The organism is Thalassospira sp. Z349TD_5 (assembly GCF_056173045.1).
Genome location: NZ_CM149654.1, coordinates 2,158,126 through 2,175,593, shown reverse-complemented (window position 1 = coordinate 2,175,593; position 17,468 = coordinate 2,158,126). Strand labels below are relative to the sequence as shown.

General features: G+C 51.9%; 16 protein-coding genes. 12 read left to right on the top strand and 4 right to left on the bottom strand.

Features of this window, described 5'->3' with window-relative positions; all coding sequences use genetic code 11:
• Window positions 1-24 precede the first annotated feature (24 nt).
• Genes nagA through AC0VXT_RS09875 form a run of 4 tightly spaced genes read right to left on the bottom strand, consistent with a single transcriptional unit; the run spans window position 25 to window position 3,887 of the window.
• Window positions 25-1,161 carry an N-acetylglucosamine-6-phosphate deacetylase gene (gene nagA / locus AC0VXT_RS09890; RefSeq protein WP_475548458.1) on the bottom strand — a complete coding sequence of 379 codons (1,137 nt, stop codon included), beginning with the start codon at window positions 1,159-1,161 and terminating at the stop codon, window positions 25-27.
• Window positions 1,161-2,204, bottom strand: a complete 1,044-nt coding sequence (locus tag AC0VXT_RS09885) for an SIS domain-containing protein (RefSeq protein ID WP_417823730.1) — start codon at window positions 2,202-2,204, stop codon at window positions 1,161-1,163. The genes nagA and AC0VXT_RS09885 overlap by 1 nt, the downstream gene beginning before the upstream one ends.
• Window positions 2,205-2,247: 43 nt before the next feature.
• Window positions 2,248-3,009 carry a GntR family transcriptional regulator gene (locus AC0VXT_RS09880; RefSeq protein WP_022730789.1) on the bottom strand — a complete coding sequence of 254 codons (762 nt, stop codon included), beginning with the start codon at window positions 3,007-3,009 and terminating at the stop codon, window positions 2,248-2,250.
• Complete coding sequence (locus AC0VXT_RS09875) at window positions 3,006-3,887, bottom strand: glucosamine kinase nucleotide-binding domain-containing protein (RefSeq protein WP_475548457.1); 882 nt, start codon at window positions 3,885-3,887, stop codon at window positions 3,006-3,008. The genes AC0VXT_RS09880 and AC0VXT_RS09875 overlap by 4 nt, the downstream gene beginning before the upstream one ends.
• A 275-nt stretch (window positions 3,888-4,162) precedes the next feature.
• Between AC0VXT_RS09875 and AC0VXT_RS09870 the strand changes: the two genes are divergently transcribed.
• From AC0VXT_RS09870 to ugpE, 12 genes are all read left to right on the top strand, one after another.
• The gene (locus tag AC0VXT_RS09870; RefSeq protein ID WP_475548456.1) at window positions 4,163-5,050 is read left to right on the top strand and encodes an N-acetylmuramic acid 6-phosphate etherase; all 888 of its coding nucleotides are present in this window, start codon (window positions 4,163-4,165) and stop codon (window positions 5,048-5,050) included.
• 46 nt (window positions 5,051-5,096) lie between these two features.
• The gene (locus AC0VXT_RS09865) at window positions 5,097-6,359 is read left to right on the top strand and encodes an ABC transporter substrate-binding protein (RefSeq protein WP_475548455.1); all 1,263 of its coding nucleotides are present in this window, start codon (window positions 5,097-5,099) and stop codon (window positions 6,357-6,359) included.
• Window positions 6,360-6,536: 177 nt separating this feature from the next.
• The gene (locus AC0VXT_RS09860; protein WP_022730793.1) at window positions 6,537-7,475 is read left to right on the top strand and encodes a carbohydrate ABC transporter permease; all 939 of its coding nucleotides are present in this window, start codon (window positions 6,537-6,539) and stop codon (window positions 7,473-7,475) included.
• A gap of 12 nt (window positions 7,476-7,487) precedes the next feature.
• Window positions 7,488-8,336 carry a carbohydrate ABC transporter permease gene (locus AC0VXT_RS09855; RefSeq protein ID WP_475548454.1) on the top strand — a complete coding sequence of 283 codons (849 nt, stop codon included), beginning with the start codon at window positions 7,488-7,490 and terminating at the stop codon, window positions 8,334-8,336.
• A 27-nt stretch (window positions 8,337-8,363) separates the two neighbouring features.
• Window positions 8,364-9,482 carry an ABC transporter ATP-binding protein gene (locus AC0VXT_RS09850; RefSeq protein ID WP_475548453.1) on the top strand — a complete coding sequence of 373 codons (1,119 nt, stop codon included), beginning with the start codon at window positions 8,364-8,366 and terminating at the stop codon, window positions 9,480-9,482.
• A 310-nt stretch (window positions 9,483-9,792) separates the two neighbouring features.
• Window positions 9,793-10,884 carry an extracellular solute-binding protein gene (locus AC0VXT_RS09845; protein WP_475548452.1) on the top strand — a complete coding sequence of 364 codons (1,092 nt, stop codon included), beginning with the start codon at window positions 9,793-9,795 and terminating at the stop codon, window positions 10,882-10,884.
• A gap of 124 nt (window positions 10,885-11,008) precedes the next feature.
• Window positions 11,009-12,118, top strand: a complete 1,110-nt coding sequence (locus tag AC0VXT_RS09840) for an ABC transporter ATP-binding protein (RefSeq protein WP_475548451.1) — start codon at window positions 11,009-11,011, stop codon at window positions 12,116-12,118.
• Window positions 12,115-12,996, top strand: a complete 882-nt coding sequence (locus tag AC0VXT_RS09835; protein ID WP_475548450.1) for an ABC transporter permease — start codon at window positions 12,115-12,117, stop codon at window positions 12,994-12,996. The genes AC0VXT_RS09840 and AC0VXT_RS09835 overlap by 4 nt, the downstream gene beginning before the upstream one ends.
• A gap of 9 nt (window positions 12,997-13,005) precedes the next feature.
• Window positions 13,006-13,863 (top strand): ABC transporter permease, encoded by an 858-nt coding sequence (locus AC0VXT_RS09830; RefSeq protein WP_475548449.1) that lies wholly within the window; start codon window positions 13,006-13,008, stop codon window positions 13,861-13,863.
• Between the two features lie 437 nt (window positions 13,864-14,300).
• A complete protein-coding gene (locus tag AC0VXT_RS09825; RefSeq protein ID WP_417823724.1) occupies window positions 14,301-15,599 on the top strand; it encodes an extracellular solute-binding protein in 1,299 nt (432 codons plus the stop codon).
• A gap of 82 nt (window positions 15,600-15,681) precedes the next feature.
• Entirely contained in the window at window positions 15,682-16,560 is an 879-nt protein-coding gene (locus tag AC0VXT_RS09820) for an ABC transporter permease subunit (protein ID WP_101300418.1), read from the top strand.
• A 9-nt stretch (window positions 16,561-16,569) separates the two neighbouring features.
• Window positions 16,570-17,424: a sn-glycerol-3-phosphate ABC transporter permease UgpE gene (gene ugpE, locus AC0VXT_RS09815; protein ID WP_475548448.1), complete on the top strand. Its 855-nt coding sequence runs from the start codon at window positions 16,570-16,572 to the stop codon at window positions 17,422-17,424.
• Window positions 17,425-17,468: the final 44 nt, after the last annotated feature.

Here is a 17,468-nt window from a genome sequence, read left to right as displayed (position 1 = left end):
CTGATAATATATTGATTGTTATGATTATTCCGCACCGTTAATCCAGCTGCGCGACACATTGAATGCGTCATCAAACAGGATCATGTCGGCCTGATAGCCCGGCGCAATCCGGCCCATTTTGTCATCGAGTTTCAAAAATTCCGCCGGATAAAGCGATGCCATACGCAGTGCTTCGCCCAGATCAAGCCCGACCATTTCAACGCAGTTCTTAACCGCACTGATCATATCAAGGTCCGACCCGGCCAATGTTCCATCGGCCAACGCACAGCGACCATCAGCTGCAATGATTTCTTCACCGCCAAGGGTAAAACGTTTGTCATCGGCCCCCACAGTTGGCATGGCGTCGGTCACCAGCATGATCTTGCCGGTGGCCTTGGCATGAATGGCAACCTTAAGCACGGCGGGATGAACATGATATCCGTCCGCGATCAGACCGCACCAGGTTGTGTCATCGGCCATTGCCGCCCCAGCCACCCCCGGTTCCCGGTGGGTCATCGGGCTCATGGCGTTAAACAGGTGGGTAAAACCGCGCAGGCCTTCGTCAATGGCACTTTGAATATGAGCGTAATTTCCGGCTGTATGCCCGGCACAAACCAAAACACCTTTGTCCGCAAGGGTCTTGATGGTGCCTTTGGCTGCCTTTTCCGGGGCCATGGTGACCAGAATACGGCCGTTTGGCAGCCGGGTCAGTAGCTCAATCGCGTCATCTTCCATCGGCCGGATGATATCTGCACTGTGAACGCCCTTACGTTCAGGATTGAGATACGGTCCTTCAAGGTGAATGCCGACAATGCCCGGAACACCTTCATCAATCGCATCTGTTACCGCAGCAATGGCGGTTTCCATCTTGCCTCGATGGTCGGTGATCAAGGTTGGCAGCATGGCGGTTGTGCCATATTTGCGATGCGCTTCCATGATGGCGCGCACGCCATCGACCGTGGGCTGATCGTTAAGCAACACGCCGCCACCACCATTGACCTGAACATCAATCAGACCGGGCGCAAGCGTCTGACCGTTACCGTCAATAACGGTAAGGTCAGCGGGCAGGGCGGCCGCATCGACAATCGTATCAATATTGCCATCGCGCACGATGACCGACTTGCCGTCCAGAAAATCTGTGCCGTCAAAGATACGGGCATTGGTAATGGCAAATGCAGACATCAGTGGGTCTCCGTTACTTTCGAAAGATGCGGCGGTGCATCGGGATTGCAGCCACGCGCAAGTGCCACATTTTCCGCCAGCGTATAGAACGTCTGGATCATGGCAATCGGGGCGAGAAGCGGGTGGATATCCTCGACCACCGGAAGGTGCCCCTTGATATCGGCATAGCCGGTTTCGGCTGCAAACAGGTTATCTGTTTTTCCGCGCATTTCAGTCAGGAAATCTTCGACACTGTCACGCGATGCATCCTGCTGTGAAAACACCAGCATCGGAAATGTTTTAGAGACCAAGGCCATTGGGCCATGTTTTACCTCAGCAGCACTGAATGCTTCGGCGTGCAAGCTACTGGTTTCCTTGAATTTCAGGGCAGCCTCCTGCGCAATAGCAAAGGCCGGGCCTCGCCCGATGACATACAGACCATCAGACTTGGCAATGGTATCAGACGCACCGAGCCAATCTTGATCAAGTGCGGACGTTAGCAGGTTCGGAAGTTTGCTTAGGCCGTCGTTAAAGCTGGTGTCTTGCGTCCATGCGCCAACAATCTGGGCAATCGCCGACAGGGTCGCAATATAGGACTTGGTGGCGGCAACACTTGTTTCCGGTCCGGCAAGCAGCGGAATAACGTGATCAACCGTATCGGCCAACGGGGAATCGACAACATTTACCAAGGCCACAGTACGTGCACCGGCATCCCGGGCTGCTTGGGCGTTTTTGACAAGATCCGGGCTTTTGCCAGATTGCGAGACCGCAATGAAAAGTGCGTCCTTGCTGGCAACGGTACGGTTATAGATCGACACAATCGACGGGGCCGCAGAAACAACCGGAATGCCAAGCTGGCTTTCAATCAGGTATTTCGCGTAAAGGGTGGCGTGATCTGAACTACCACGACCGCATGTGACAACGAATTTCGGCGGATTGGCGCGAAGTTCCTGTGCAAGCGTGTCGATTGCAGTCTTGTTGTGGGCGAGTTGTTTGGCAACAACATCCGGGGATTCTGCCAATTCGCGGCCCATCTGCGTTTTCGGGCGCCAGCTTGTTGTCATATCCAGTGTTCCCTCATTTTCTGCAAGGTGCCCGATCTTTTGATCAGCGGGCATCTACCTGCATTTCAGCGATAAAGTCATAACTGTCACCACGGTAGTAGGACCGTGTGAATTCGACCGGTGTCCCATTGGCAAGGAACGAGCGGCGTTCGATATAAAGTGCTGCACTGCCATCCGGCACACCCAGAATTTTTGCGGTTTCACCATCAAAAAGTTCAGCCCGAAGGCGCTGCAGGGCGCGTTCGGGTTTTTTGTTGTATTTTGCCAGCGCGTCATAAAGTGATTTGTCCACTTCATCAGGACTTGGCAAAAATGCGCGCGGAATGACCGCATATTCCAGGGCCATTGGCTTATCGTTGGCGGTACGCAGACGGCGCAAGCGTGTGACTTCGGTGCCGGGGGACAGGTTTAAGGCCATGGCTTCTTCCGGGGATGCGTGACCAACTGTTTTTTCAAGCCAAATCGCCCCAGGATCCATGCCACGTGTGATCATGTCTTCGGTAAAGGATGTCAGGCGTGAAAGCGCCTGTTCAACACGTGGGGCTACGAACGTGCCCGCGCCATGGCGTTGAACCAGAACGCCTTCATCGACCAATGAACGCATGGCGTTACGTACCGTGACACGCGAAATGCCCAGTTCGTTGGCAAGGTCACGCTCGCTTGGCAGCGCATCATCAACTTGCAAAACCCCATCATCAATCACGGCCTTAAGTGCCGATTGAAGGCGGCGATAAAGCGGCCCATTTCCAGTGTTTTCGATGTCGCGCGTGCGCAGGTTCTCAATAATGTCCGGGGTTGTGATCATGCCGCCGTTCTTTCACGCTGTTTGGCCATCAGAATTGCGCCATGCATTGCATCGTGCTTGGCCGAAACCAGTTGATCCGCAATGTCGCGGGGCATGCGGTTGGCCATTTGATCGGCTAGTCCGCCCATAAGAGTGATCTGCGATGCGCCAAACGCCGTCAGTTTGCGCAAAATCTGCAAATTCGCCTTAACCGCGATATCAATGATCGCGCTAGCCGCATCGTCACCCTTTGCTTCGGCGTCAAACACCAGTGGACAGAAGGTGCCGTAATCGGCGGGGCGTGCCGTTTCGGCAAAGGCAACGATATCTTCGGGGTTGTTGTTAAATTTCCCCATGACCTGTTTTGTCAGATCGGTTTGATTAGCCAATCCGTCATGGGCGAGTAAGGCTGTTTCGATCGCGGCACGGCCAATGCGTGCGCCACTTCCGATATCGGAAACCTCAAACCCCCAGCCCGCGACCGACAGCTCCCGGTTGCCAACGATTGCCTGACCACAGGTACCTGTTCCGACAATCAGGATTGCGCCATCTGCACCATCATGGGCGCCAAGGCAGGCCGTATAGGCGTCGGTGGCAAAACATATGCTGGCGAAAGGATGAGGATATGCATGCGCAAGTTTACGTTCACGTTCAAGTGGAAGCCCGGCCAGTCCTAAACCGGCATGAAGATCGCCCAGCCTAGAGTCATCCATTCCTGCTTTTTCAAGCGCAAGGGAGGCGGCCGCGACAATTTCACCAAAGACATGATCTATGCCAAGTCGGGTATTGGCACCACCAGAAACGGCTTCTCCAAGTATATCGCCGGACGCATTTACAATGCGCGCGCGGCAGCGGGTGCCGCCGCCATCAATACCAAGATAAAGCCGTTCGTTTTGCATTGTTTGTGTAACCGTCTTCTAGTTGATGTCCGAACCATACCAGAGTGGTATCTTAAAAATCAATACCAATATAACGCCACTATAGATATGAATGGTCTGTCTTTGGAATCCGTAGATACACGTAGAATATGTAGAGAGAGATTTAAAAATCCTCATAACAAATTGAATTATATTAAATATATGCCTCTATATAGTGTCGTCGCATAAAATATTTACGAAGTGTCTTGCGTCGCTGGTATCACAATGGTATTTAATTTGGAGAGGGAGACGGAAAAATGGCATCACGCACCGAAGAATTTGATTTGCGATTTGCCGGGTTGGATCAATGGTCCGACGCCGATTTCCTTATGGCCTTGTGGGAAGGCCAGATGCGTGCTGTGGCCTCGGTTGGTCCAGTCCTTAAGGATTTGGCGACAGCCGCAAACGGGATAGCGCGTCGCCTGGGGGGCGGCGGGCGTCTCGTTTATGTCGGGGCAGGCACATCTGGTACTGTTGCATGGCAGGACGCCAAGGAACTTGGCGGAACCTTCGGCTGGCCCGAAGAGCATACCATTGTCATGCTGGCAGGCGGGTTGCAAAGCGCGCCGAATGAATTTAACGGTGCGGAAGACGACGTCGATCTTGCCGCGCGCGAAATCCATCAACATGAAATCGGCGAAAACGATGCCGTGATCGCCATCGCTGCCAGTGGATCGACGCCTTATACTGTGCGTGCGATTGAACTGGCGCGTAAACGCGGCGCCTTCACCGTTGCCATTTGCAATAATCCGGATGGCAAATTGATCGACATCGCCGACAGTGGCATTTTCCTTGATAGTGCGCCTGAAGTTGTTGCCGGTTCGACCCGCATGGGGGCAGGGACAGCACAAAAGGCCGCGCTTAATATCCTTTCGACCCTTGTGATGAACAAGCTTGGTCGATTGTTTGATAACCTGATGGTTGGCATGCGCGCAGAAAACATCAAACTGCACGAACGCGCCATCCGCATTGTTGCGCACATCGCATCTTGTGATGGTGCGCGCGCCAAAGACGCGCTGACACAATCAGATTTTGATATTCGCACCGCCGTTCTGGTGGCCAAGGGCCATAGTATCGCGCGGGCAAAAGAAATTCTTGGACTGTCTAATGGAAATCTCCGGGCAGCACTTGAGTATTGGGACTAACATCTTTTGGGTGCTGGTCCGCCGACATTGATCAGAGGAGGCATAAATGTCGAATAAAGTCTTAGCAAAAGGCCTGGCCGGGGCCCTGGCGGCAAGTGTCGCCCTGGTTCCGATGATGGCATCGGCCGGCGAGCTTGTTATCGAAAGCTGGCGTAACGATGATATTGATATCTGGAACGACAAGATCATTCCGGCATTCAATGAGCAACACCCGGACATTAAAGTGTCCTTCACACCGACCCCGCCGACTGAATACAACGCTTCGGTCAATGCCAAGTTGGCCGGTGGTACTGCGGGTGATCTGATTACCTGCCGTCCATTTGATGCGTCGCTTGAGCTTTACAAGCAGGGTAACCTTACTGCTCTTGACGACCTTAAGGGCATGGACAACTTCTCTGACGTTGCCAAATCTGCATGGCAGACAGATGACGGATCAGCGACCTTCTGCTTGCCGATGGCATCGGTTATTCATGGCTTTATCTATAACAAAGAAGCCTTTGAAGAAGTTGGCGTGGAAGTTCCGCAAACCAGCGAAGAATTCTATGCGGCCCTTGATAAAATCAAGGAAGAGGGCAGCTACATTCCGATGGCAATGGGAACGGCCGACCAGTGGGAAGCTGCAACCATGGGCTTCCAGAACATTGGTCCGAACCACTGGAAAGGTGAAGCGGGTCGTAAAGCCCTGATCGACGGCAGTGCGAAATTCACCGACAAGCCATATGTCGATACCTTTACCGAGCTTGCGACCTGGAAGAACTATCTGCCGGATGGCTATGAAGCCATTTCATATCCGGATGCACAGAACCTCTTCACGCTGGGTCGTGCGGCTGTTTATCCGGCAGGTTCGTGGGATATCTCGCTGTTTAACAATCAGGCTGATTTCGCATTCGGCGCATTCCCGCCGCCTGCACCGGCTGGTTCTGATACCTGCTACATCAGTGACCATACCGATATTGCGCTTGGCCTGAATGCCAAGTCCGACAATGCGGCTGAGGCTAAAATCTTCCTTGAGTGGATGACTGGTTCAGAATTTGCCGAACTCTATTCCAACGCGCTTCCGGGTTTCTTCTCGTTGTCGAAGCACAACGTTGAAATCACCGACCCGGTTGCAAACGAGTTTGTGAGCTGGCGTCAGGAATGCGAGTCAACCATTCGTAACTCATATCAGATCCTGTCGCGTGGCGCGCCGAACCTTGAAAACGAGCTGTGGAACCTGTCTGCTCAGGTTATCAACGGTACGATTTCTCCGACCGATGCCGGTGCCGCTGCCGAAGCTGGTCTGGCGAAATGGTACGCTCCGCACCAGTAAGACTGTGATGGGATGGCAGAAACGTCTGGTTTCTGCCATCCTTCTTTGATTGCCCGTCAGACGTATCGGTCTTGTGATCTGCGTTATTCCGGCCGCCGGGCATAAATGAGCGGTCACTAAGTTCCGAAGGCAACAAACAGCCTTCAACCTTTTAATCTTGGAAATACAGGACAGGGTATGGCGCATTCCGGCCCCATGACCGATTGGCGCAAGGCAAGATTGCCTGTGATCGCCTTTCTGGCTCCGGCAACGATCATCTACACATTGTTCATGATCTATCCGCTGGTCGATTCCATCCGCCTTAGCTTCTATGCGACGCCAAGTGGCGGCGAGGCGGCTTTTGTTGGCCTGGACAATTATCGTACCGTTCTGGCTGACCCGGACTGGGCGGCGACCTTTTGGAACAGCTTCTGGAATAATATGAAGTTCTTTGCTGTTCACATGTTGATCCAAAACCCGATCGGGATTGCGCTTGCCGGCATTTTAAGTTTGCCGCGCCTGCGTTTTCGCAACAGCTATCGGACGATGATGATCATGCCAACAATGTTGTCCGTGGTGATTGTCGGGTTTATCTGGCAGTTGATTCTAAGCCCCGTTTGGGGTGTGGGTGCGGACCTGCTTGATATCATCGGGTTGAAATCGCTGTTTGGCCCATGGCTTGGCAAAGAAGGAAGTGCGCTGATTACCCTGTCATTCATTTCAGTCTGGCAGTGGGTCGGTATTCCCTTGATGCTGATTTATGCCGCCTTGCTTGCCATTCCCGATGATTTGGTTGATGCCGCCGTAGTCGATGGCGCGACCCATTTTGAAGTGTTCTGGCACATCAAGTTGCCGCTTGTTTTCCCGACGGTTGCCATGGTTTCGATCCTGACATTTGTTGGTAATTTCAACGCCTTCGACCTGATTTATGCCGTAAAGGGTGCGCTGGCGGGGCCAAACTTTGCAACCGATATCATGGGGACGTTGTTCTATCGCACGTTCTTTGGTTATCAGTTGCAGCTGGGCAATCCGCATCTTGGGGCGACGGTTGCATCGTTGATGTTCCTGATCATTCTGGCGGGTGTTTTGTTCTATTTGTTCGCCGTACAGCGCCGTCTTTCGCGCTATCAGTTGTAATCGGGGGCGATGATGAGTTTCAAAAACATACGCAGAGAAGACGCAAGCCGCGCTGTCATCGTGCATGGTATTCTTCTGACCTACACACTGGTTGCGCTGTACCCGATTTTCCTGGTGGTGATTAACGCTTTTAAAACGCGCAAAGCTATTTTTCGCGATCCGATGGGATTTCCGAATGCGGAAACCTTCAGCCTTGAGGGCTTTACCAAGGTTTTGGCCAAGTCGAATTTCGAGGTGTTTTTCTACAACAGCTTTACAGTAACGATCATCACCATCGCGATTGTCCTGTTGCTTGCCGCGATGGCAGCCTGGGCGTTGTCGGAATACAAGTTCCCGGGCAATACGGTGCTTGCACTGTACCTTGCCATCGGGATCATGGTGCCGATCCGCCTTGGTTCGGTATCGATCCTTAATCTGATCGTTGATTTGGGTTTGATAAATACGCTGACAGCACTTGTGCTGGTGTATGTCGCCCAAGGATTACCCTTGGCGATCTTTATCTTGACCGAGTTCATGCATCAGATCCCGAAGGATTTGAAAGAAGCCGCGCGCTGTGACGGGGTGGGGGAATTCAAGATTTTCTTCGCGGTTATCCTGCCGCTGATCCGTCCGGCTGTGGCGACGGTGGCTGTGTTTACGATGATCCCGATCTGGAACGATCTTTGGTTCCCGCTGATCTTGGCACCGGGTGATGGCAAACAGACCATTACGCTGGGTGTGCAGCAATTCATCGGGCAGTACGTGACGGACTGGAACGCAGTTCTGGCGTCGCTGAGCCTCGCGATCATACCGATCCTGATCCTTTATCTGATTTTCTCCCGACAACTCATTCGCGGCCTTACGTCTGGCGCGGTGAAATAAGTGTTGGCTGACAGGAGCTTTGAATAAATGGCTGACTTGAAACTTGACCAGATCCACAAAAGCTACGGCGCTGTTGACGTGCTTCATGGCATTGATCTGGATGTAAAAGATGGTGAATTCGTTGTCTTTGTCGGGCCTTCGGGCTGCGGTAAATCAACCTTGCTGCGCATTATTGCCGGGCTTGAAGATATCACCAGTGGCGATCTTATGATCGACGGTGATCTGGTAAATGCCAAAAGCCCGCGGGATCGTGGCATTGCCATGGTATTCCAGTCCTATGCGCTGTATCCGCATATGACGGTCTATAAAAACATGGCCTTTGGCCTGAAACTCGACAAACAGGACAAGGCGGCAATTGATGCGCGCGTGCGTGAAGCCGCCCGTATCCTGCAACTTGATCAGTTGCTTGACCGTCGTCCGTCGGAACTCTCGGGTGGGCAGCGTCAGCGCGTTGCGATTGGGCGCGCCATTGTGCGCCAGCCAAAGGTGTTCCTGTTTGACGAGCCGCTTTCAAACCTTGATGCAGCCCTGCGTGTTCAGACACGACTTGAAATCGCCAAGCTGCATCAGGAACTGAAATCAACCATTGTCTATGTCACCCACGATCAGGTCGAAGCCATGACTTTGGCTGACAAGATCGTTGTGATGAATGGTGGTAACGTCGAGCAAGTTGGCTCCCCGATGCAGCTTTATCATCATCCTCAGACCCGCTTTGTCGCAGGCTTCATTGGGTCACCGGCGATGAACTTTACCAATGTCGGGATCGACAAGGTTGAACCCGGCAAGGTAACCGTTTCAATCCCGGGCGGCACCCCGTCCGTTCTGCCGTTTGATGTTGACCAGAATGAGCTTGGTAATCAGGTCGAGCTTGGCATTCGTCCCGAACACCTTTCTCTTGGCGATGATGGTGAGTTGACGGTCCACGGCGAGGTTGATGTTGTCGAAAAGCTGGGCGATTCGACCTATCTTTATCTGAAGCTTGCCAATGGCGATCGTGTCACGGTACGCGCACCGGGCCACAGCCGGGTCAAGATCGGTGAAACCGTCACAGCATCCGCATCCGCAGGGGCTGCGCATCTGTTTAATGGTAACGGCAAGGCCTTTGCCAAGGTCGATTGCCCGGCGGAATATAGCGCGGACGAATAACCGACCGCGTTCTGGTGGTAAGAGCAAGAAGGGGTGTCGCATGCGGCACCCCTTTGCTTTTGGAAGGGCCTTGGAGTGGGCTGAAATGTTGCGTTGCGGCGGAAAAACTGTTGCAGAACTTTAACTTGCCCTTGATGGACTCATGGCGCAAAAATGAATTCGAGGTGTTCAAAGGAAAGAAAAAAGTTCATTTTTCCTTTCGTATCAACAAATGAGTTTGCGATAATGCCCCGCCTGGATGTCGCCAAGCCTAAAAAGGGTGTGCTCCGGGTTCAGGGAAATGCCATCACGTTCATTTAGAGGGTTCAAAATGTCTAAAAAACACGGCGCATTGCGTGGTTCCTTGCTCGGCCTTACGGCAATTGCAGGAATGGTTTCTCTTGTTTCGGCTGCACAGGCTGATGAACTTCGTCTTCTGACCTGGGGTGGCTATGCCCCTGATGAGGTCATCGAGGCATTTGAAAAAGAAACTGGCATCGATGTTGAAGTGACGTTGTCAAACAACGAAGACATGATTTCCAAACTTCGCGCCACGGGTGGCGGGGGCTTTGACCTTGCGCAGCCATCGCAGGACCGTATTGCCGGCGCGCAGCTTGAATACGGCATCTATAAGCCCATGGACCTGTCGAAAGTCGACAGCGCGAAATTCATTCCGTCCATGCTTGCTGCGACCAAGACCAACACAACGGTTGATGGGGAAGTCTACGGCGTGCCACACGTTTGGGGCACCAGCGGTTTGATTGTTGATAAAACCAAGGCTGCAAACGTTGCCGATTACACCGATCTTTGTGCGGATGATCTTGCGGGCAAAGTTTCCTATCGCTTGAAACGTCCAACCTTGATCGGTTTTGCCTATGCGATGGGTCTTGATCCGTTTGCGGCCTATGGCGACGAAGCAAAGTATCAGGAAATCCTCGATGCGGTTGAAGCCAAACTGATCGATTGCAAATCAAACGTCAAAACCTATTGGGAAGGTGGCGATGCGCTGCTGAACCTTGTGCGTTCTGGTGAAGTTGTTGCCGCCATGGCTTGGGATACCGGTGGGTGGAAATTGAACAACGACAATGCCGATATAACCTTTGTCGCCCCGAAATCGGGTGCGCTTGGCTGGATCGATACCTTTGTTCTGCCGAGCAAAACCAAGAACGAAGATGCCGCTTATAAGTGGATCAACTTTGTGATGCAGCCTGAAATTGCCGCGATGATTACGGCGAATGCCGGTAACTTCACCGCGTCCAAGGGTGCAGACGAGTTTGCTGATGACAAGCTCAAAGCTCAGTTCCAGGGCAGCTTCCCGGCAAAAGACCTTGATAACATCAAGTGGTACCCGACCGTTCCGGCGGGTCTGGAAGTGCTTGAAGGCAAAACGCTTGACCGTGTGAAAGCCGCACAGTCGAACTAAGGCCCGACACGACGCCAATATTCTGGTCCCCGGCATGAGTTTATGCCGGGGACATTCTGCTTTTTACGATGGCAATGGCCGTCGTTGTTATTTCATTAAAAAATATAACGTGAACAGGGCTCCCATGGCTGATCAGTTTGACCTTGAATGCCGCAATGTGGTCAAAAAATTTGACGACTTTACTGCTGTGGATGACATCTCGCTTGCCATTCCCAAGGGGTCGTTCTTTTCCATTCTAGGACCAAGTGGCTGTGGGAAAACCACATTACTTCGGATGCTTGCCGGTTTTCAGGCGCCGACTTCGGGCAATATTCTGATTAAGGGGTCATCGGTTTTGGGTGTTCCACCAAACCGTCGCCCGGTGAATATGGTTTTCCAGCATCTGGCACTGTTTCCGATGATGAATGTGGCGGAAAACGTGGCGTACGGTTTAAAGCGTCGCGGCGTAAACAAGGCCACCATCACCCAAAAGGTCAGCGAAACACTGGCACGCGTGGGGTTGCCCGATTCCGGTCCAAAACAGATCAGCCAGCTTTCAGGCGGGCAGAAACAGCGTATTGCGATTGCGCGCTGTCTTGTGCTTGATCCTGCGGTGCTGTTGCTTGATGAACCGCTTGGCGCACTTGATTTAAAGCTTCGTGAACATATGAAGGTTGAGCTCAAGCAATTACAGCACGAGATCGGCACCACCTTTGTCTACATCACCCATGATCAGTCCGAAGCACTTGTGATGTCTGATCAGGTTGCCGTAATGAATGCGGGCGGGTTTGAGCAGGTCGGTGCGCCACAAGATCTTTATTACAATCCGCAAACGGCGTTTGTTGCCGGATTTGTCGGCGAAAGCAACCGATGGCACGGAGTTGTCGGTGGCGGGAATGACCATCAAGTCGAAATCAATCTGGCGGCTGGAGGCATGGTTGTCGCCAAGCGCGACGCGAATGCGGCCCTGAAAGACGGGCAGGCGGTTGACGTCTTTGTTCGCCCTGAGGTGATCGCCATTGACGGCAAAGGGGCGGTTGATAACACTCTGTCGGCCAAGGTTGAGAACGTGCTGTTTAATGGTGCTGCCAGCAGTCTTCAGGTACGCGAAACCACCACAGGTCACGAGATGACCGTCGCATTGCCGCAAACCGGGGCGTTCGCATCGGTCAAGGCTGGCGATAACATCAATCTGTCCTGGAGCTTTGAGCAGACCAGATGCTTTGCCACGTCAGATGGTGGAGCAACGGCATGAGCAATGGTACTTCTGTAAAAGGAGGCGGCACATTTCGCTTTGGGTTGCTTTTATTGGCATTCCCGTTGCTGTTATGGCTGTTCCTGCTGGTGGTTCTGCCGCACATCGACTTGTTTCTGGTGTCGATGCGCGAACGCATTTCGTATGGAAAATACGAGTTCAGCCTGATCAATTATATCGAGTTCTTCTCAGAGCCACTGTATTGGAATACCTACGTTCGCACCGCCGTCATGTCGATCTTTGCGACCCTGCTAACGCTGGTAATCGGCTTTCCAGTATCCTACTACATTGCAAAATTCATGCGCGGAAAGGGCAAGAACGTCTTGTTCCTGATGTGTTTGATCCCGTTCTGGGTGTCAGAACTTGTCCGGACATTCGGTTGGATGATCCTGCTGCGTGAAAGCGGTGTGGTCAGCAACTTCTTGCAGTGGTCCGGAATTGCCGATGGGCCGGTTGAAATGCTGTATAATGATGCGACGATTATGGTCGGTCTGGTTTACACATCCATGCTGTTTATGATCGTGCCGCTGGTATCGGTCCTCGACAGTCTTGACGATAGCCTGATCGAGGCGGGATATGACCTTGGCGGCAATGGCTTTACGGTCACCCGCGACATCGTCATCCCGCATGCAATGCCTGGTATTGCATCGGGGTGTATCGTTGTCTTTATGTTGACGTTGGGCAATTATCTGACACCGAACCTTTTGGGCGGGAAGGACAGTCTGTGGTTCACCGAGCAAATTTACACCCAGTTCATCACGCGCTTTAACTGGGAATTGGGTTCTGCCTTTGGCTTCTTGTTGCTGGTGCTTTCATCGTTGATTGTCTGGGTCGGGTTGAAGCTCAGCAAACAGACACTTTCAGAAACCGTGGGCTAGAGGCGCATCATGATTCCAAGTATTCCGCAGCCCAAATTCTATAAAGGTCTTTATTCGGGCTATATCACCCTATTTTTCATCTATCTCAGTGCACCACTGATTGTTGTTGGCGTCTTTGCGTTCAACGACAGCCTGTTCCCGTCCATGCCGTGGGAAGGTGCCACACTGGCATGGTTCTTTGGAGCCGAAGGGCCGTATATCGGGATTTTCAACGACAGTAAGTTGCTTGAAAGCATTGGTGTCTCTGCCTTTGTGGCCTTTTGGGTGACGGTTCTGTCGGTCACGGTTGGTACATGTAATGCGTTTCTGTTTGAACGCAGCCAGTTTCCGGGCAAGAACCTGCTGTATATTGTTTCGCTGTCACCGCTGGTCATTCCCGGGGTTATTCTAGGCATCTCGATACTCGTCTTTTCCAATGCCATTGCCAATGGCGTAGAGGAGGCTATTGGATGGGATCTTGAATTCCTGCGTCCAGGGCTGTTCCTTGTGATTATTGGCCAGTTTGCCTTTGTCACAACGATCACGACCTTGGTGATCTCAGCTCGCTTGCGTAAATTTGACGTCAGCCTAGAAGAGGCGGCCTTAAATCTTGGCGCGTCCCGGCGTGCAGCCCTTTGGACAGTGACCATTCCGTTCCTGAAACCCGCCTTGGTGGGGGCAGGTATCGTTGCGTTCTTAATGTCGTTTGAGAATTTCAACACGACTTTGATGCTGGTGGGGTCGGATGCCCCTCTGACAATCGCGATGTTTGACCGGTTAAAACAAGGGTCGACGCCGGTGTTGAATGCATTGTCGCTGTTGCTGATGGTGGTGTCTGGCGGGCTTGCGTTGCTATCGGTGTTTGTGCAGCGTGACAAGACGTCATGATCGTTTAACGCACTTAATGTTCACAAATGAAAATATTGGAAGGGCGGCAGATTTGCTGCCCTTCTTTACGTTCAAGTTGTTATTTGCCGTCACTGCGCGTGTTTCTGTAATATGGCAGAGTCATATTGTTTTAACATAAGTGTCAAACATCAAACGATAAAATAACTTCACCCATATTGGTTTCAAGGAAAAGTATTCGTGATTAAGGAAGCCTAAATAGCTCTGATATCTGTTCACTTGAACATTTTAGTTTATGGATATCGTGCACAATGCCCCTGTTAAATAGTCATTATTGCGTATTTATAAGTTCAAAAAGTAAATTTCCGAAAACTGTCACTTGAGGAAATGCGGTTCTCGACAGAAAAAAGACGTGTTGCGCTCAACCGAACAACAGGCGGTTTGACGCAGACGTATTTTTATTTGGGAGCTAACAAATCATGTTTCGCAAAACTCTAATGGCAGCTGCCGCAGTGTTTGCCCTTGGCAGCACCGCACAGGCCGCAACCGAGATCACCTGGTGGCACGCAATGGATGGGGCACTTGGTGGCGTGGTTGACCAGATCACCGCAGACTTCAACGCAAGCCAGGATGAATACCATCTCGTGGCTGTCAACAAGGGCGGTTACGAAGACACCATGACGGCTGGCATCGCAGCGTTCCGCGCGAAAAACCAGCCAAACATCATCCAGATATTTGATGCCGGTGCCGCTACCATCATCAATGCAAAGGGCGCGGTTAAGCCAGTTCAGGATCTGCTTGAAGCCAACAATGTCAAATTTGACATTAACGACTACATCCCGGGTGTGCGTTACTTCTTTGCCGATTCAGACGGCAAAATGATCGGCATGCCGTTCAACAGCTCGACCCCGCTTCTGTATTACAACAAAGATGCGTTGGCCAAAGCGGGCGTAGATGTTCCGAAAACCTGGCAGGAATTCGAAGCGGCGGCACCGAAGCTTAAAGAAGCCGGTTACACCGCCCTTGCGCAGTCGCACAGCCCGTGGATTTTCTTTGAAAACTTCATGTCGCGTCATAACCTGCAGATGGCAACCGCCAACAACGGTTACGATAGCACCGATGCCAAAGTCCTTTACAACAATGACGCGCTCAAAGATCACTGGCAGCACGTCAAAGATTGGAAAGATGCCGGTTACTACGGCTACTACGGTCGTGCTTGGGGTGCGAACCAGGATGCGTTCGTTCAGCAGCAGGTCGCAATGTGGATCGGTTCTTCCGGCTCATTCGGTGGTTTGCGCAAATCCGCACAGTTTGATTTTGGCACTTCGACCCTTCCATACTGGAAAGGTGTGGGTGACGCGCCGAAATCGACCTTTATCGGTGGTGCAGCACTGTTTGCCTTTGCCGGTCATAGTGCTGAACAAGATGCCGGCGTTGCTGAATTCTTTAAATTCCTGACCAAACCGGAAACCCAGTACTACTGGCACAAAGAAACCGGTTACGTTCCGATCACCAACGCTGCTTATGAGTTGGCGAAAAAAGACGGCTACTACACAGAAAGCCCGGATGCAGAAGTCGGCATTCAGCAGCTTTCGGAAGAAGGTGGTGACTGGACCAAAGGCTATCGCCTTGGTTTCTATGTTCAGATCCGTGAAGTTATTTACCGCGAAGTCGATAAGATGATGAACGGTGAAGAAACCATCGATGCAGCCTTTGCAACGATTGAAGAAGAAGCAAACGGTCTTCTGAAGCGTTTCAACGACACCTATTCGAACTAATCTATTTTTCGCAAATGCGGGGCGGCCCTTGTTGGTCGCCCTGTTTTGCATTTTCCGGACTTGCTTGAAGGTGGCGTAGGCGATGAAGCGCGTACAATTTGAACATAGCGCGGTGCCCTATCTTTTTGTTGCACCCCAGATTCTGATTATTTCCATATTCTTCCTGTGGCCTGCGGCCCAGGCTGTGTATCAGTCATTCTTGCTTGAAGACGCGTTTGGCATGTCTTCGCAGTTTGTCTGGTTCAGAAATTTTGAAGACGTCCTGTCGAGCAGCTCATGGACGCGGTCGGCTATTTTTACGGTCGTCTTTTCTGTTCTTGTCTCGGTCTTATCAATCGCAATTTCCTTGTTTTTGGCGGTACGCGCCGACGAAGTCGTGCGCGGTGCCAAATCGTACAAAACCCTTTTGATGTGGGGCTATGCGATTGCGCCACCAGTGGCCGGCTTGCTGGGTAACATGTTGTTTAATCCCCTGATGGGGGACCTTTATATGGCGTTCAACAGCTTTGGCTTTGAATTCAATCATATCGAGAATGCCAATGACGCGGCATTTGTCGTCATTCTGATTGCCGTCTGGAAACAGGTCAGCGTGAACTTCATCTTTTTCCTGTCCGGGCTTCAGGGCATTCCCAAATCTGTGCAGGAAGCAGCCACACTTGATTGCAAAAGCCCGGAACGCCGGTTCTGGACAATTACGTTCCCGTTATTGGCACCAACCACCTTCTTCTTGCTGGTGATCAATCTGACGTACGCCTTCTTTGAAACGTTCGGCATCATTGATGTATCGACCAAAGGATCGCCCGGCGGGGCGACCGCAACGCTTGTCTACAAGGTCTATGTTGACGGGTTCCTTGGTGCGGATTTGGGCGGCAGTTCGGCCCAGTCGGTCTTGCTGATGATCATGGTCAGTGTTTTGACCGTGTTCCAGTTCCGCTTCATCGAACGCAAAGTTCATTACTAGGGGGCCGTCATGTATCAGTCGAAATGGCGTATATTTACCAACCACGCAATTTTGATCCTTGGCGCGCTCTTTATGATCATGCCTGTCTGGATCGCGTTTGCGTCTTCCACCCACACCCGTGAATTCGTTTTTCAAAACGGATTGCAGTTTTGGCCGGGGGAGCACTTTTTTGAAAACTATGGTGCAATCCTGTTTGATCCCTCAGCAACAAAGGGCAGGGTGACCGCCCTTGAAATGCTGTTTAACAGCATGGTGCTTGGCCTTGGCTTTGCCATTGGCAAGGTCATCATCTCGATGATGGCGGCTTATGCCATTGTTTACTTCCGCTTTAAGCTGGCTGTTCCGCTGTTTTGGGTGGTTTTCTCAACCCTTTTATTGCCGCTCGAAGTGCGTATCGTGCCGTCATATGAAGTCGTCGCAAGCCTTGGTTTGCTGAACACCTATACGGGATTGATATTGCCGTTGATTGCGTCAGCAACCGGGACATTTTTCTTCCGGCAATTTTACCGTTCGGTGCCAGATGAGTTACTTGAAGCAGCCCGTCTGGATGGAGCAGGGCCCGTTCGATTTTTCATCGATATTCTTGTGCCGTTATCGGTCACGATGATTGCAGCGATCTTTATCATCATGTTTGTCGTGGGCTGGAACCAGTATCTCTGGCCGCTTTTGATGACCACCGATGATCAGCTCTATACCATCGTGATCGGGATCAAGCAGGTCTATAACTCGCTTTATGAAGGCGGGCAGATACCGCAATTCCCTAAGGCATTCGCACTGACAATCATGGCAACCATTCCGCCGGTTCTGGTGGTGGTGGTCTTTCAACGCATGTTCGTCAAAGGTCTGGTCGAGACAGAAAAATAAGCTCTGTCTCCCTTGATCCGCAGAACTGAAAATAACTTGTCCGC

Coding starts and splice junctions, on each gene's coding strand:
- nagA (WP_475548458.1), bottom strand. CDS start 1,161: ATGTCTGCATTTGCCATTACCAATGCCCGTATCTTTGACGGCACAGAT.
- AC0VXT_RS09885 (WP_417823730.1), bottom strand. CDS start 2,204: ATGACAACAAGCTGGCGCCCGAAAACGCAGATGGGCCGCGAATTGGCA.
- AC0VXT_RS09880 (WP_022730789.1), bottom strand. CDS start 3,009: ATGATCACAACCCCGGACATTATTGAGAACCTGCGCACGCGCGACATC.
- AC0VXT_RS09875 (WP_475548457.1), bottom strand. CDS start 3,887: ATGCAAAACGAACGGCTTTATCTTGGTATTGATGGCGGCGGCACCCGC.
- AC0VXT_RS09870 (WP_475548456.1), top strand. CDS start 4,163: ATGGCATCACGCACCGAAGAATTTGATTTGCGATTTGCCGGGTTGGAT.
- AC0VXT_RS09865 (WP_475548455.1), top strand. CDS start 5,097: ATGTCGAATAAAGTCTTAGCAAAAGGCCTGGCCGGGGCCCTGGCGGCA.
- AC0VXT_RS09860 (WP_022730793.1), top strand. CDS start 6,537: ATGGCGCATTCCGGCCCCATGACCGATTGGCGCAAGGCAAGATTGCCT.
- AC0VXT_RS09855 (WP_475548454.1), top strand. CDS start 7,488: ATGAGTTTCAAAAACATACGCAGAGAAGACGCAAGCCGCGCTGTCATC.
- AC0VXT_RS09850 (WP_475548453.1), top strand. CDS start 8,364: ATGGCTGACTTGAAACTTGACCAGATCCACAAAAGCTACGGCGCTGTT.
- AC0VXT_RS09845 (WP_475548452.1), top strand. CDS start 9,793: ATGTCTAAAAAACACGGCGCATTGCGTGGTTCCTTGCTCGGCCTTACG.
- AC0VXT_RS09840 (WP_475548451.1), top strand. CDS start 11,009: ATGGCTGATCAGTTTGACCTTGAATGCCGCAATGTGGTCAAAAAATTT.
- AC0VXT_RS09835 (WP_475548450.1), top strand. CDS start 12,115: ATGAGCAATGGTACTTCTGTAAAAGGAGGCGGCACATTTCGCTTTGGG.
- AC0VXT_RS09830 (WP_475548449.1), top strand. CDS start 13,006: ATGATTCCAAGTATTCCGCAGCCCAAATTCTATAAAGGTCTTTATTCG.
- AC0VXT_RS09825 (WP_417823724.1), top strand. CDS start 14,301: ATGTTTCGCAAAACTCTAATGGCAGCTGCCGCAGTGTTTGCCCTTGGC.
- AC0VXT_RS09820 (WP_101300418.1), top strand. CDS start 15,682: ATGAAGCGCGTACAATTTGAACATAGCGCGGTGCCCTATCTTTTTGTT.
- ugpE (WP_475548448.1), top strand. CDS start 16,570: ATGTATCAGTCGAAATGGCGTATATTTACCAACCACGCAATTTTGATC.